Here is a 14,163-nt window from a genome sequence, read left to right as displayed (position 1 = left end):
TGACCACCGCCGAACCGCCGGACGTCACCGGCCCGCCCACCGCTGGTCGCCGTCCAGCCGCTCGCACGACTCGTCCCCCGGCGCCCGGCGGGCGGGGTTGGGCAAGGCTTGAGGTGTGGTGCTGACCACCATCACGTCCCCGGCAGCGTCCAGCCAGGCGGACCGTCCGTCCGGAAGGGACGAATCGGACCCGTGGTCTCGCTGTCCGACACCGGGGGCACGGGGGCGATCGGGCCGGTCTTCTCCTGCTCGGACTCCACGGGCGGCGTCGAGCCGAAGTAGTCCCGGGCCGGCTGCGCGGGGAAGGCCGAGACGGGGCTCAGGCCGCGTTCGGTCGACTCCTCTGATGGTTGCGTGGAGCCGAAGGACTGCGCCCGGAACAGCGGGGCCGAGGACGCGGGATCCGGCTGGTCCTGCTGGGAACCGAAGGACAGACCGGTCCGAAACAACGGCTCCGAACTCGGCGTCGCTTCCGCCGCTGAGTCCTGCTGGGTGCCGAACGACGACCCAGTCCGAAACAACGGCTCCGAACTGGGCTGAGGTTCCGGCGCCGAGTCCTGCTGCACACCAAAAGGCCGACCTGGCTGGAAGTCCGCGTCCGCACCGGACTCGGCCTGCGTCGCCGACTCCTGCCGAACCTCGGACGACCACTTGTCCTGCGCCCCGAAGGCCGGGTCCGAACCGATCCGCAGATCCGTGACCACGCTGAACGGCTCCGCAGGGCGCGCCGGCGGCTCGACCTCGGCGGGGCGTTCCGGCAGCGCGGGCTGGTCCGCCGCGGCGGCGTCCGGCGCCGGTTCGGTGGCCGACCACTCCGAGACGCTGAGATCCGCGGCCTCGACCTGTTCCTCGTCGGAGCGGCGACCCGTCTCGTAGGCGACCAGCGCTTCGGCCAGCAGGTCGGCGAGGCTCAGGTCGCTCGGCCTGCGGCGGCTGCTGGGGCGGCCGGTCCGGTCGGCGGGCTCGTTCGTGGAGCCGGTCGCCGGGTCGCTTGCGGCCGGTGTGGCGGGGGTGGCCGCTTCGGGTTCGGGCTGGTCGGCGAAGTAGTCGTACGACGCGGCCGAGTCGGGCTCGGCGACCGCAGCGAAACCCGTCTCGGTCGGTGCCTCGGAGGCAGCCGGATCCGGCTGTGCGACGGGGACCGCGGCCGCACCGGTGCCGTAGGTGGCCTCGAGGCTGTAGGCGGGCTGGGCGCCGAAGTCCGGCTGCGCGCCGAACGACTGGGTGCCGAAGCTCTGCTGCGTGCCGAAGGTCGCCTGGGTGCCGAAGCTGGTCCTGGCGCCGAACGACGGCGGGGCCTGGTCCGGCTGCGACTGCACGCGCACCGGGGTCGTGGGGACGTCCGCCGGGTCGTCGTCCACGTCCGCCGAGCTCAGGAACGTCGCCGACATCAGGTCGGGTTCCGATCCCGGCGGGACCTCCGCCGGGATCGGCACGGCGGGGATCGGGTCCGGGATGGGCGGGAGCGGCTTGTCGTCGGGCTCCGGGTCCTGGTCCGGGTGTTCCGCCGGGGCCGGTGGGGTCGGGATGGAGATGGCGGGTCTCGGCCTGCGGGTGCTGAAGTCGAGACCGCTGAAGTCCAGGTCGGGGAGCTTGCGCTCGTCCGGGTCGGGAGAGGTGGAGGCCGGGAAGCCCCCCGCGGGGGTGTGCAGCGGGTAGGCCGGTTCGTCCAGGTGGGGGCCGAAGTCCGGGGCCGCCGGCGCGCGGGAGAACGCCGCGGCCAGGCCGGAGCGCGCGGGGCCGTCCGGGGAGTCCTGGTCGGCGAGGTGGTCGGAGCGGGACTGGCCGGACTCCGCGAAGTAGTTCCGCGGCGGCTGGGCGGCGGAAGGGTCCTGGCGCAGGCCCGACGGGGGTTCCACGCGCCACGACGGGGTGTCGGCCTGGGACTCGGCACCACGGGCCTCGGCGTCACGGGCGCGGCGGCGACCGCCTGCTCGCAGGCCCTGGGCCTTGAGCATGTCCAGCACGCTCTCCGACTGGGACCCGGACGTCTCGTCGGCACGGGCGGCGGCGTCCTTGGCCGCCTCCTCGCGTTCCACGGCCAGGCGGGCGACCTCCTGGTGCGCCGCCTCCTGGCGGGCGACGTCACGGCGGACCGCCTCCTGGCGAGCCGCCTCGCGACGGGCCTCCTCCTGGCGCACGGCCTCCAGGCGAGTCGCCTCCTGCCGGGCCAGCTCCTGCCGCAACGACTCCTGGCGAGCAGCGTCCTGCCGGGCCGCTTCTTCACGGGCGGCTTCCTGCCGGGCTGCTTCCTCGCGCGCGGCCTGCTGACGAGCCGCCTCCTGACGCGCAGCCTCTGCACGCGCGGCCTCTTGGCGAGCGGCTTCTTCCCGCGCTGCCGCCTGGCGAGCGGCCTCCTCGCGCGCCGCTTCCTGACGCGCGGCTTCGGCGCGCACGGCTTCCTGGCGGGCCGCCTCCTGACGCGCGGCCTCTTCGGCCGCCTGGGCCTCGCGTTCGGCCTTCGCGCGCTGTTCGGCACGCTCCTGGCGTTCCGCCTCGATCTGGCGGCGGGCCTCGCGCTGCAGCTCCATGAGCTGCTGCTCGACCTTGCGCTTGCGTTCCTGCTCGATGCTCAGCGGCGGCTGCTCCGGCTGCGGCTCGGGATCCGGGGCAGCCGGGGTGATGGGGATCTCGGCGATGGTGGTCGGCCGGTCGTCGTCGATCTCGCCGGCGGCCACGCGGGCGGCACGGCGACGGCCGCTGACCATCGCGCCCGCGGACGCGATCAGGCCGGAGGCGGGGACGGTGCGGTCGGAGGAGGAAGACGAAGAGGATGACGGCAGGGGTGCGGGTGGCGTTTCCACGGCTTCCGGGGTCTTGTCATCGGGCTCGCCGAACGGCTGGACCATGCGCCACCGGTCGGCGGCGTGTTGTCGTGCCGCGGACAAACCTTCCACGGTCATGTCTTCGGCAGCGCGCCGGACGCGCTTGACCTTCAGCCCGTCGCCCTTGCGGACCTGGACCGGGCGCCACTGCCGGAGTTGTTGCTTCAGTGCGGCGGACAGCACGCCGTCGGTGACGACCTGCATGCCTTCGATCGGGCGGAGCACGCTCGCCAGCTGCTGGTGCAGATCGGCCGGCTGGCGGTGGACACCGGAGAACTCGGCGGCGAGCCGGGCGCGCACCGCGTAGACGGCGCGGGCACGGCGGCGTTCGGCGGCGTGGGCCAAGCGCAGGTTCGTGAGCGCGTCGGACAGTTCGCCGGACACCTCGTGCACGTGGGCCAGCGCGAGCAGGCTTTCGGCCAGCAACGTGTCGAGCTGGTGGCGTTCGGCGCTGGCGGCGGCCTCGCGCAGCATCTCGCGGGCGAGCGCGACCCTGCCCGCGGGCAGGTGCACCCGAGTGGCCAGGGCCAGGCGCAGCCACCCCGTCGTGTCCGCCGACGGCGCGCGCACCGGGAGGTCGAGCATCGGTGCGCCGACGTCGCTCGCGTCCAGCAGGCGGTTCGCGTCCATCAGCGACAGCACCAGCTCCAGCGTGAGCCGGCCGACGCCCTGGCCGCTGTCCGCCGACGGATCGGAGAACCTGCTCAGCAGGTCGAGCCCCTCGCGTGCGGCACCGATGGCCGCGGCTATGTCGCCCCACCGCCGGTGCTGCGCGGCCTGCACCGCGCGGATCAGACCGCGCAGCAGCAGACGCGTGTCGTCGTCGAGCGTCGTGTCGGCGACGTAGAGTTGGTCCGCCTCGGCGAGGGCCAGCGTGGGCTCGTCGCCCCGGCCGACCGTGACGAGGCATTCACTGGCCTGCACCAGTGCCGAGGCCCGCAGTTCCGCGGGCACGTCCGGCGCTTCGAGCACCGGCGTGACCGCGGCGAACCCCGTCAGCGGTGCTCCCACGGACCGCGCGCACGCCGCCAGCTCGACCCGCAGCAGCCACGCGGTCTCGTGCTCACCGGCGGCCTCGGCCGCCTTCAGCGCGTCGATCGCCCTGTCGGCGACGCGGACGCCGCGGCCCACGCGATTGCTCGCGAAGACCACCAGCGACTCCGCCCGCAGGCGGTCGGCTTCGTCGCGGCGGGTGGTGGCGAGGGCGAGTGCCCGCTCGCCGAGCACCAGAGCGAGCTCCGGTGCCCGCCAACGCAGCATCCAGGCGGGCACGACCAGCGTGCTCACCTCGACGTTCGCCTGCGCCTCGCCCCTCGCCGCCACGACGTCGCCGTTGCCCTCTCAGTCCCGTGTCAGCTTGCGGTACGTGACACGGTGCGGCCTCGCGGCGTCGGCACCCAGGCGCTCGAGCTTGTTCTTCTCGTAGCCCTCGAAGTTGCCCTCGAACCAGTACCACTTCGACGGGTCCTCGTCCGTGCCCTCCCACGCGAGGATGTGCGTGGCGACGCGGTCGAGGAACCACCGGTCGTGGGAGATGACCACGGCGCAGCCGGGGAACTGCTCGAGAGCGTTCTCCAGCGAGCCGAGGGTCTCGACGTCCAGGTCGTTGGTCGGCTCGTCCAGCAGGATCAGGTTGCCGCCGAGCTTGAGCGTGAGCGCGAGGTTGAGGCGGTTGCGCTCACCACCCGACAGCACGCCGGCCGGCTTCTGCTGGTCCGGACCCTTGAAGCCGAACGCGCTGACGTACGCGCGCGACGGCATCTCGACGTTGCCGACGTGGATGTAGTCGAGTCCGCCGGACACGACCTCCCACACGTTCTTCTTCGGGTCGATGCCGCCGCGGTTCTGGTCGACGTAGGACAGCAGGACCGTCTCGCCGACCTTCACGCCACCGGCGTCGGGCTTCTCGAGACCGACGATGGTCTTGAACAGCGTCGTCTTGCCGACGCCGTTCGGGCCGATGACGCCGACGATGCCGTTGCGCGGCAACGTGAACGACAGACCGTCGATCAGGACCCGGTCGCCGAAGCCCTTCTTGAGCTTGTCGACCTCGACCACGACGTTGCCCAGACGCGGGCCCGGCGGGATCTGGATCTCCTCGAAGTCGAGCTTGCGGGTCTTCTCCGCCTCGGCCGCCATCTCCTCGTAGCGGTCGAGACGCGCCTTCGACTTCGCCTGGCGGGCCTTGGCGCCGGAGCGCACCCACTCCAGCTCGTCCTTGAGGCGCTTCTGCAGCTTCTGGTCCTTCTTGCCCGAGATCGCGAGGCGCTCGGCCTTCTTCTCGAGGTACGTCGAGTAGTTGCCCTCGTACGGGTGGGTCTTGCCGCGGTCGATCTCGAGGATCCACTCGGCGAGGTTGTCCAGGAAGTACCTGTCGTGGGTCACGGCGAGCACGGCGCCGGTGTACTGCGCGAGGTGCTGCTCCAGCCACAGGACGCTCTCCGCGTCCAGGTGGTTGGTGGGCTCGTCGAGCAGCAGCAGGTCGGGCTTGCTCAGCAGCAGCTTGCACAGCGCGACACGGCGGCGCTCACCACCGGAGAGCTTGGTGACGTCGGCGTCCGGCGGCGGGCAGCGCAGGGCGTCCATCGCCTGGTCGAGCTGCGAGTCGATGTCCCACGCGTTGGCGTGGTCGAGCTCCTCCTGGAGCTTGCCCATCTCCTCCATCAGCTCGTCGGAGTAGTCGGTCGCCATCAGCTCGGCGATCTCGTTGAAGCGGTCCAGCTTCACCTTGATCTCGCCCAGGCCCTCCTGGACGTTGCCGAGGACGGTCTTCTCCTCGTTGAGCGGCGGCTCCTGCTGCAGGATGCCCACCGTGTAGCCGGGGGCAAGGTAGGCCTCGCCGTTTCCGGGTGTGTCCAGCCCCGCCATGATCTTGAGCACGCTCGACTTGCCGGCGCCGTTGGGACCGACCACACCGATCTTCGCGCCGGGGTAGAACATGATCGTGACGTCATCGAGGATGACCTTGTCACCGTGCGCCTTGCGCACCTTTTTCATGGTGTAGATGAACTCGGCCATGGCGGCGATCGTAGAGCGGTGCTCGGAGGCTCCTGACCTCGGTCGCCGACAAGCGGCCGCCCACCCCCGGAACGAGCGTCACGCGACTCGGTGACCAGCCCGTTCCGTTCGAACGTGAACGACTCTCGGCGATCGGCCTCAGCGGCCCCGATCTACGAGCTTCCCTCCTTCTTCATGGATCGCGGTGCGTACATCTTCTCCGGCGCTGCTGCCGGATCGGGCCGGTTCCCGAAGTCCGGAACGTGGTTGCCCCGAACGGCTCAGAACGGGATCGGCTCCTCCGCCAGATCTTCGGCGGCCCGCGGTTCAACGACCGGGACGGAGCCCAGTGACTGCACTCGGCTCAAATCCAGCCCGACGTGCATCGCGTCGAGGTGGAGCGACGGCCGTTTCACGTCGTCCTTGTCGTAATAGCGGACTCGCAGCTTGCCTTGGACGATCACGGGATCACCCTTGGACAGCGTCGTCTTCACGCTGTCGGCGAGCTTGCGCCAGCACGAGACACCCAGCCACAACGTCTCGCCGTCCTCCCAGTCGCCGACCGCCGTGTTGTACCGGCGCTCGGTCGAGTTGATGCGGAAGAAGGCGTTCGTCCTGCCGTCCTCGCCGTGCTTGTAGGTGATCTCGCTGACGACACTTCCAACAACGGTGATCATGGTGGAATTCCAGGACATCGGGCTTGCCTCCAGGTCGCGGGGTTCCGGTCCAGGTTGCTCCGGAGGCGGGCGGCCGGGGTGGGGTGGCGGCGGATCTGTGGACAACTCGCGGGTTGTGGACAGGTCGAGATCTTGAACGGCCTCGGACCGCCGAATTGTCGGGGGCGCGTGCTAGTGCGGCACTAGACCCGACGAGAGTGAGTGAGCGCCCACTCATTGACATGAGTGAGTACTCACTCATACAGTTGCGGACGTGTCAGAGGAACCACGCCGCCGCCGCGCCCCCGCGATGAGCCCGGAAGACCGCCGCGAGGCGATCGTCCAGGCGACGCTGCCGCTCGTCGTCAAGGCCGGCGCGAACGTCACCACCAGCCAGATCGCCGCCGCGGCCGGAATCGCGGAGGGCACGGTGTTCCGCGTCTTCAAGGACAAGGCCGAACTGCTCGACGCGTGCATCCAGCGCGCGCTGCACTCCGACGAGGAAGTCGCGAGCCTGGCAGCGATCCCGGCGGACGTGCCGCTCGAAGAACGGCTCACCGCGGGAGTCGCGATGTTCAGCGGCTACCTCGACCGCATGTGGGGCGTCATCGGCGCACTGCGCGAGTCCGGCTACCAGCCGCGCGACGAGGACCACAAGAAGCACAAGGGACCGCCGATCGGCATGCAGCAGCTGTCCGACGCCGTCGCCGGCCTGTTCGGTGACGCGAAGCTGCGCGTCAGCCCCGATCTCGCCGGACGGATGCTGCTCGGCGCCGTGTTCACGAACCGCATGGGCTCGGGCTTCGGCCAGATCGCCGCCGAACCCGCCGCCATCGTGGAGCTGTTCCTGCACGGAGCACTCGAACCAGGGGGAGCAAATGACTGAGCTCATGATCGAAGCCCACGAGGTGAGCAAGAAGTTCGGTGACGTCATCGCGCTCGACGGCGTGAGCGTCACCGCGAAGAAGGGCTCCGTTCTGGGCCTGCTCGGCCACAACGGCGCCGGCAAGACCACGCTGGTCAACCTCCTCACCACGATGCTGCCGCCGTCCGGTGGCAGCGCGAAGGTCGCGGGGTTCGACGTCGCGAAGCAGGCCCACGAGGTCCGCAGCCGCATCGGCCTGACCGGCCAGTTCGCCGCCGTCGACGAGCAGCTCAGCGGCCACGACAACCTCGTGCTGATCGCCCGCCTGCTCGGCGCCAGCCGCAAGCAGGCCCACCAGCGCGCGGACGACCTGCTGGAGCAGTTCGACCTCACCGACGCCGCGAAGCGCAACGCCAAGACCTACTCCGGCGGCATGCGGCGCCGTCTGGACCTGGCCGCGTCGCTGGTCGGCAACCCCGAGGTGCTGTTCCTGGACGAGCCGACCACGGGCCTCGACCCGGCCAGCCGCCTCGCGATGTGGGAGATCGTCGAGAAGCTCGTCGCGGACGGCACGACGGTGCTGCTCACGACCCAGTACCTGGACGAGGCCGACCGCCTGGCCGACTCGATCACCGTGCTGTCGCACGGGAAGGTCGTCGCGTCCGGCACCTCGGCCGAGCTCAAGGCCCAGGTCGGCCAGCGCACGGTGACCGTCACGCTCGACTCGGCGTCCGAAGTGGACACGGCGTTGAAGGCCATCAACTCCGTGGGGCTGCACCCCGTCGCGGAAGGCCTCACGCTCACGACCCCCGTCAGCGCGTCACGCGACCTTGCGACGGTCGTGCGCGCGTTGGACGACAACGGCTTGGAGGCGCACGAAATCGGCCTCAAGGAGCCCACGCTCGACGACGTCTACCTCACTCTCGCCGCGAACTAGGGGGAATCATGGCGACCTTGACCTGGCACGGCAGCAGCTACCCGACGCAAGTCCTCGTGCTGACTGGCCGTTCACTGCGCGCATTGCTGCGCACGCCCGCACTCGTCTTCTTCAGCATCCTGCAGCCGTTGATCATGCTGACGCTGTTCAGCCAGATCTTCGGCAGCATCACGTCCACGGCGAACTTCCCGCCGGGCATGAGTTACATCAACTTCCTGCTGCCCGCGATCCTCGTGAACACCGCGATGCAGTCCTCTCTCGCGTCCGGCATCGGGCTCGTGCAGGACATGTCGAACGGTGTGCTCGCACGGTTCCGTTCGCTGCCCATCCGGCCGAGCACGGTTCTGTTGGCGCGCAATCTGTCCGACGCGGTCCGCACCGCGTTCCAGCTGGTGCTGATGATCGCGTTCGGCGTCCTGGTGTTCGGTTTCCGGCCGGACGGCGGCATGCTCGGCACGCTGGCCGCGCTGGGCCTCGCGCTGGTCGTCGGCTGGGCACTGAGCTGGGTGTTCATCGCGATCGCCGCCTGGGTGCGCAAGGCGGAGCTCATGCAGACCGTCGGCTTCCTGGCGATGTTCCCGCTGATGTTCGCGTCCAGCGCGTTCGTGCCGGTGGGCGGCCTGCCGGGCTGGCTGCAGGCGATCGCCAAGGTCAACCCGCTGACCTACGCGGTCGACGCCGCCCGCAGCCTGGCGCTCGCCCACCCCGTCACGGGAGTGGCCGGCGCGCTGGTCACGAGCGGCGTGATCGCGGCGATCGGCGCGTTCTTCGCGGTCCGCGGGTTCCGCAGGCCGCTGTCGGTCTGATTTTCTGTCCTTGCTGTGTTAACCCTTTTCGGCAATCTTCCGCAGCATCGCGTTGTAGGCCTCGAGGTCGGCGCCACCATCGGCGTCGGCCTTGCGGTCGTACCGCTTCGCGTCCCGCCCGTCCTGCCGCGCCCACTGCGTCAGCAGGGCGACCATGACCACCAGCAACGGGATCTCCCCCGCCGCCCACGCGATGCCGCCGCCGAGTCGCTGGTCCTCCAGCAGGTTCTGCACCCACGGCAGCGCCAGGCCCCGGTAGAACTGCTCGCCGATGACGTTCGCGGAACTCATCAGCACGACACCGAAGAACGCGTGGAACGGGATCGACGCGAACAGCAGCCCCAGCCGCCCGAGCGGTGGCAGCCTGTTCGGCGACGGGTCCACGCCGATCACCGGCCAGTAGAAGACGTAGCCGGCGAGGATGAAGTGGGCGTTCATCGCGAGGTGCGCCCAGTGGAACGGCAGCGCGGCCTCGAAGAGTCCCGAGAAGTACAGGGCGTAGAAGGAACCGACGAACAGGGCCAGCGCCACGAACGGGTTCGTCAGCAGGCGCGCGACCGGTGACTGCACGAAGGCCAGCACCCACTCCCGCGGCCCCGGCACCTCCTTGTTGACCGGCAACGCGCGCAACGCCAGCGTGACCGGTCCACCCAGGACGAACAGGATCGGCGTCAGCATGGACAGCACCATGTGCGCTTCCATGTGCACGCTGAACATCGCCGGCGAGTACCGGCCCATGCCCGACGACGTCGCGAACAACAGCGAGAAACATCCGCACAGCCACGCGACCGTGCGACCCACCGGCCACTTGTCACCGCGCTTGGTCAGCCTGCGCACGCCCAGGACGTACAACAGCGCGAGGGCCAGCGCCGCGGTTCCGTAGATCAGGTCGAAGCGCCAGTCGAACAGGATGGCCGCGAGCGTCGGCGGCCCGTCGAGGTCGTAGCCGATCGCGATCTCCGTGCGGCTGGGCAGTTCGGTGCTGCCGCCGGGAGGAGGCGTGCGGGCCAGCGCCACGGCCAGGCCGATGGTGAACATCATCAGCAGGACTTCGAGGCCGGCGAGCTTGAGCAGCGCGTGCGGCTTCCCGTCGACCACGCCCTTCACACCGCGTTCGCGCTGGAAGTAGCCGAACACGCCGAGCAGCAGCAGGCACGCGAGCTTGCCGAGCGTCAGCCAGCCGTAGGTGGACGTCACGAGGTCGACCGGCGTGATGCGCACGAGCGCGTTCACCACGCCCGAGACGGCCATGACGATCCAGCAGACCAGCGCGATCTTCGAGAACCTCGTCGCAGCGAGGGGAAGATGCGCGCCGCCACGCCTGCCGTGCGCGAGCAACGCGATCAGGCCACCTACCCACAGCACCGCGGCCACGAGGTGGAACAGCAGGCTGTTCGTCGCCATGTCGTGCGAGCCACCCGACGACGAGTGTCCCGTGACGGCGACCGGGACCAACGCGAAGATGGCCCCGAACAGCAGGACGGTCGTCCATCCCCACGACAGCACCAGACGGCAGCCGAGTGCGAGCAACGCCACGATGATCGCCGTCAGCAGCCACGCCTTCGACTGCTCCAGCAGCATCGCCGTCGCGATCATCTGGCTGAAGGTGAACGAGCCCACGGGACGGTCGATCGCGGCCGCTGTGGTGAACGGCACTGACAGCAGGGCACCGACGAGCCACACGAGCGCGAACCACCCTGCGGTGCGCATCGCGGCGTAACCGTCCGCTGCGAGAGTGCCGGACTTCTGCGGTGGCACCAGGAACGCCGCCAACAACAACGAGCCGATGGTCACCACCGCGCCCGTCTCGGTCAGCACGCGCACGATCAGCAGCCCTGCGGGAGGGTTGCTCTCGATCGAGCTCAGTGCGACAGCGGCGAGTGACGCCACCGCGAAGCCGATGACGACGAGGGGCACCAAACCCGTTCTGGTGGAGCGTTCGATTGGCACGCCCAGGAGCCTACGACCCTCTAGTGTTGCGCCGTGTGAGACGTTCTCTCCCCCTCCTGCTCGTGCTGCTCTCGCTGACCGGCTGCGCGTACTCAGTCCAGGGCGAACCCGTAGCGGCACCGCTGCCGCCCCTGGCCATCGCGACGCCGCGCAAGACGGCGGGAGTCGACCCGTGCGCGATCGTGACGGAGAAGGACCTCAAGCCGCTCGGCACGCTCAAGTTCAAGCCCGTACCACGCACGGAGCTGGCGAACTCGTGTCTCTACACGCTCAACGAGGGCTCGTACGTGCTGGTGGCGGTCCCGTACCGGTCGTTCGACGAGTCGAAGAAGTCGCAGCAGTCAGGCCGTGAGGTCGAGACTTCCAAGCACGTCACGTGGCTCAACTGCACCAAGCCGTCCACGGACAAGGACATGGTGTGCACGGCCACCATCGCCGTGACGCGCGACGAGTCGTTGATGGTCGCCCTCGGCATGAGCGGTGACGCCACCGAGAGCAAGGTGACCAAGGCGCTGGAGCCGCTCCGTGTGGAGGCGCTCAAACGGATGCCGCCTGCCTAGCCGCCCTCCTGGCCAGCAACGTCATCGGGATGATCAGCGCCGTGACGAGCGCCACGAACCCGAGCGACAGCACAAGAGAACTGACGTGCGCGAGCCCGCCCACGATCGGCGGCCCCGCGAGGAACCCCGTGTAGGCGATCGTCGTCACGAGCCCCAGCTCACGCTCTCCACCACTGCCGTCCGCGCGTTTGCCGGTCTCGCTCGCCAGGTCCATGACCACCGGGAACGAGAACGCGAGCCCCAGCCCGGTGAGGCCGAACCCGACGTACCCGGCGGCCGGGAACGGCACCACGACGGCGAGCGCCAGCCCCGTCGCGGCAAGGCCACCACCCGCGGCGAGCAACCGATGAGGGCCGAGCCGGCGTTGGATCGGCTCGCCGAACCACCGTGCAAGCGCCATCGTCACCGAGAAGACCGCATAGGCGTATGCACCTGCCGCGTCACCCATGCCGCGCTCACGCACCATGAACAACGCCGACCAGTCCGCCGCCGCCCCTTCCGCGATGGCACTGCACAGCGCAACGCTCGCCAACAGCCAGAGGACCGGGCGCTTGAGCACGTTCGCGCGTTCGGTGACTTCTTCCCTATGACGCTCCCCCACTCCTCCAGGAATCGTCTTCGCGATGAGCGCCGTGACAACAACACCCACCAACGCCGCAAGAAGGAAGTGCTTCATGGGCGTCCAGTGCGCCTGAGCGGCAGCAGCACTGCCCAACGACCCGATGAGCCCGCCCACGCTGAATCCCGCGTGGAACTGCGGCATCAACGGCCGTTGCAACGCGCGAACGACGACGACCGCAGCGATGTTCATCGACACGTCCATCATCGCGATGCTGGAGCCCAACGCCACCAGCGTCAGTCCGAACTGGAGCGGTGACTGCGACAACGCGAGCACGGGCAACAGCAACGGACTGAGCAGACTGCTGGCTATCAGCACCCCACGCGACCCGTGGACCGCGCAGACCCGTGCCGCCAACGGCGCCGTGAACGCCAGCCCGACACTCGCCCCGAGCAACGCCAGCCCGAGGCTGCCCACCTCCGCGCCGATCTGCTCGGCGAGCGCGGGCACACGAGACGCCCACGTGCCGAAGACGGCGCCGTTCAAGAGGAAGACGACGAACGTCGCCAGGCGTGGAGACATGCGTTCCAGCATGACTGAAGCGCTTCAGCAGCGCCAGCGAGTAGAAAGCGATCTCTCGCCTACGATGCGTCAGTGGACTCCGACCGCCGACGCAGGCCGACGCTGGACACCGTCGCCGCAGCCGTCGGGGTCTCCAGGGCAACGGTGTCGAACGCGTACAACCGGCCGGACCAGCTGTCGTCGTCGTTGCGCGAACGCATCCTCGAAACGGCCCGCTCCCTCGGCTACGCGGGCCCAGACCCGGTAGCCCGCTCGCTAGCCACTCGCTCGTCCGCCGCCGTGGGCTTCATGCTGCCGCAGGGCCTGTCCGGAGCGTTCTCGGATCCGGCGTTGTCGATCGTGCTCGACGGCCTGGCCCAGACCGTCGACGGCCACGACCACAGCCTCGTTCTCATGCCAGGCGACTCCACCGGCGGCCCGCGCCCCTCGATCGTGTCGCGCGCCCAGGCAGACGTGATGGTCGCCTACTCACTACCCGACTCAGCCCCGGCCCTCGATGCCGTAGCGGCCCGCGGCCTGCCGCTGGTGGTGATCGACCAGCCGGTACTCCCAGGCTCAGCGCGAGTAGAGGTGCAGGACTACACCGGCACGTGCGCCGCGGCGGCACACCTCCTAGCCCTGGGACACCGCCGGTTCGGCGTCCTGACCTTCGCGCTGCACCCGGACGGAGTATCGGGACCGGTCTCGCACGAGCGCCGTTCGGCCGTGCCGTTCCGCGTGAGCCGCGACCGCCTGGGCGGCTACCTCGACACTTTGGAAAAAGGCGGGGTGAAACCGGACAATGTTCCGGTGTGGGAGGCGCGCGGCAGTGATCGCGAACTCGGACGACTAGGCGCGCGGTGGCTGCTCACCCGCACGCCACGCCCGAGCGCCTTGCTGTGCACATCGGACCAACTGGCGTTCGGCGCCCTGCAAGCGGCCCGCGACCTGGCGTTGACCGTGCCGCAGGACATTTCGGTGGTCGGCTTCGACGACGTCCCCGAAGCGGCCTACAGCGACCCACCGCTGACTACTGTGCGTCAACCCCTGGCCGACAAGGGCCGCCGCGCCGGCGAACTGGCACTGAAGTTACTGGCCGGAGGCAGACCGCCACGGCCGACGAGACTCGACGTTTCCCTCGTGGAGAGAGCCTCAACGGCCCCACGGACGTGATCCGCGTCACGTTTAGACTGTTTTTATCACCCGTTTGGACGTAGGGCAGAAACAGTCGATCGACTCCGGACGATGTGTCCGGTGGGGGCACTGGTGACCACACTTCGTGGCCGCTTTCGCACCCCTCCAGCCTCTGTAGCTCAGTGGAGAGAGCGAGGGACTTCTAATCCCGAGGTCGCAGGTTCGAATCCTGCCAGGGGCGCCTCATCAGAACGGCCTCTGACCTGTGCGAACAGGTCAGAGGCCGTTGTTGTTTCCGATCACCGGCCCACCC

The 14,163-nt window shown here is 69.6% G+C and carries 10 protein-coding genes and 1 tRNA gene; 6 read left to right on the top strand and 5 right to left on the bottom strand.

The features are described from left to right. Positions 1–131 precede the first annotated feature (131 nt). From ACSHWB_RS22300 to ACSHWB_RS22290, 3 genes are all read right to left on the bottom strand, one after another. Positions 132–4,148 carry a hypothetical protein gene (locus tag ACSHWB_RS22300; RefSeq protein WP_439663935.1) on the bottom strand — a complete coding sequence of 1,339 codons (4,017 nt, stop codon included), beginning with the start codon at positions 4,146–4,148 and terminating at the stop codon, positions 132–134. Between the two features lie 18 nt (positions 4,149–4,166). Next, positions 4,167–5,843 carry an energy-dependent translational throttle protein EttA gene (gene ettA, locus ACSHWB_RS22295; protein WP_439663934.1) on the bottom strand — a complete coding sequence of 559 codons (1,677 nt, stop codon included), beginning with the start codon at positions 5,841–5,843 and terminating at the stop codon, positions 4,167–4,169. 260 nt (positions 5,844–6,103) lie between these two features. After that, the gene (locus ACSHWB_RS22290) at positions 6,104–6,499 is read right to left on the bottom strand and encodes a single-stranded DNA-binding protein (RefSeq protein WP_439663933.1); all 396 of its coding nucleotides are present in this window, start codon (positions 6,497–6,499) and stop codon (positions 6,104–6,106) included. Positions 6,500–6,752: 253 nt separating this feature from the next. On the opposite strand from ACSHWB_RS22290, the gene ACSHWB_RS22285 reads away from it, so the two are divergent. Genes ACSHWB_RS22285 through ACSHWB_RS22275 form a run of 3 tightly spaced genes read left to right on the top strand, consistent with a single transcriptional unit; the run spans position 6,753 to position 9,086 of the window. Then, a complete protein-coding gene (locus ACSHWB_RS22285) occupies positions 6,753–7,364 on the top strand; it encodes a TetR/AcrR family transcriptional regulator (protein WP_439663932.1) in 612 nt (203 codons plus the stop codon). After that, positions 7,357–8,280, top strand: coding sequence for an ATP-binding cassette domain-containing protein (locus tag ACSHWB_RS22280; protein WP_439663931.1), 924 nt, complete (start codon positions 7,357–7,359; stop codon positions 8,278–8,280). Before ACSHWB_RS22285 ends, ACSHWB_RS22280 begins: the two co-directional genes overlap by 8 nt. A gap of 8 nt (positions 8,281–8,288) precedes the next feature. After that, on the top strand, positions 8,289–9,086 hold the full coding sequence (locus ACSHWB_RS22275) for an ABC transporter permease (RefSeq protein WP_439663930.1): 798 nt from the start codon (positions 8,289–8,291) through the stop codon (positions 9,084–9,086). An 18-nt stretch (positions 9,087–9,104) separates the two neighbouring features. On the opposite strand, the gene ACSHWB_RS22270 is transcribed toward ACSHWB_RS22275, so the two are convergent. Next, positions 9,105–11,036, bottom strand: a complete 1,932-nt coding sequence (locus ACSHWB_RS22270; RefSeq protein ID WP_439663929.1) for a cytochrome c oxidase assembly protein — start codon at positions 11,034–11,036, stop codon at positions 9,105–9,107. Between the two features lie 35 nt (positions 11,037–11,071). Here ACSHWB_RS22270 and ACSHWB_RS22265 point away from each other — a divergent pair, with 35 nt between their 5' ends. Beyond that, positions 11,072–11,596, top strand: coding sequence for a hypothetical protein (locus ACSHWB_RS22265; RefSeq protein ID WP_439663928.1), 525 nt, complete (start codon positions 11,072–11,074; stop codon positions 11,594–11,596). Here the strand turns inward: ACSHWB_RS22265 and ACSHWB_RS22260 are convergent. Further along, on the bottom strand, positions 11,574–12,737 hold the full coding sequence (locus ACSHWB_RS22260; RefSeq protein ID WP_439663927.1) for an MFS transporter: 1,164 nt from the start codon (positions 12,735–12,737) through the stop codon (positions 11,574–11,576). The genes ACSHWB_RS22265 and ACSHWB_RS22260 overlap by 23 nt on opposite strands. Positions 12,738–12,809: 72 nt before the next feature. Between ACSHWB_RS22260 and ACSHWB_RS22255 the strand changes: the two genes are divergently transcribed. Together ACSHWB_RS22255 and ACSHWB_RS22250 are read left to right on the top strand one after the other, a co-directional pair. Next, entirely contained in the window at positions 12,810–13,889 is a 1,080-nt protein-coding gene (locus ACSHWB_RS22255; protein ID WP_439663926.1) for a LacI family DNA-binding transcriptional regulator, read from the top strand. Positions 13,890–14,018: 129 nt separating this feature from the next. After that, positions 14,019–14,091: transfer RNA gene (locus tag ACSHWB_RS22250), tRNA-Arg, on the top strand. Positions 14,092–14,163 lie beyond the last annotated feature (72 nt).

It is taken from the genome of Lentzea sp. HUAS TT2, assembly GCF_051853195.1.
Lineage (GTDB): Bacteria > Actinomycetota > Actinomycetes > Mycobacteriales > Pseudonocardiaceae > Lentzea.
This window is presented reverse-complemented; position numbering and strand designations above follow the sequence as displayed.

Excerpts from the sequence above, each read along its gene's own strand:
- ACSHWB_RS22290 (WP_439663933.1), bottom strand. The coding sequence starts at position 6,499 with ATGATCACCGTTGTTGGAAGTGTCGTCAGCGAGATCACCTACAAGCAC.
- ettA (WP_439663934.1), bottom strand. The coding sequence starts at position 5,843 with ATGGCCGAGTTCATCTACACCATGAAAAAGGTGCGCAAGGCGCACGGT.
- ACSHWB_RS22280 (WP_439663931.1), top strand. The coding sequence starts at position 7,357 with ATGACTGAGCTCATGATCGAAGCCCACGAGGTGAGCAAGAAGTTCGGT.
- ACSHWB_RS22275 (WP_439663930.1), top strand. The coding sequence starts at position 8,289 with ATGGCGACCTTGACCTGGCACGGCAGCAGCTACCCGACGCAAGTCCTC.
- ACSHWB_RS22260 (WP_439663927.1), bottom strand. The coding sequence starts at position 12,737 with ATGTCTCCACGCCTGGCGACGTTCGTCGTCTTCCTCTTGAACGGCGCC.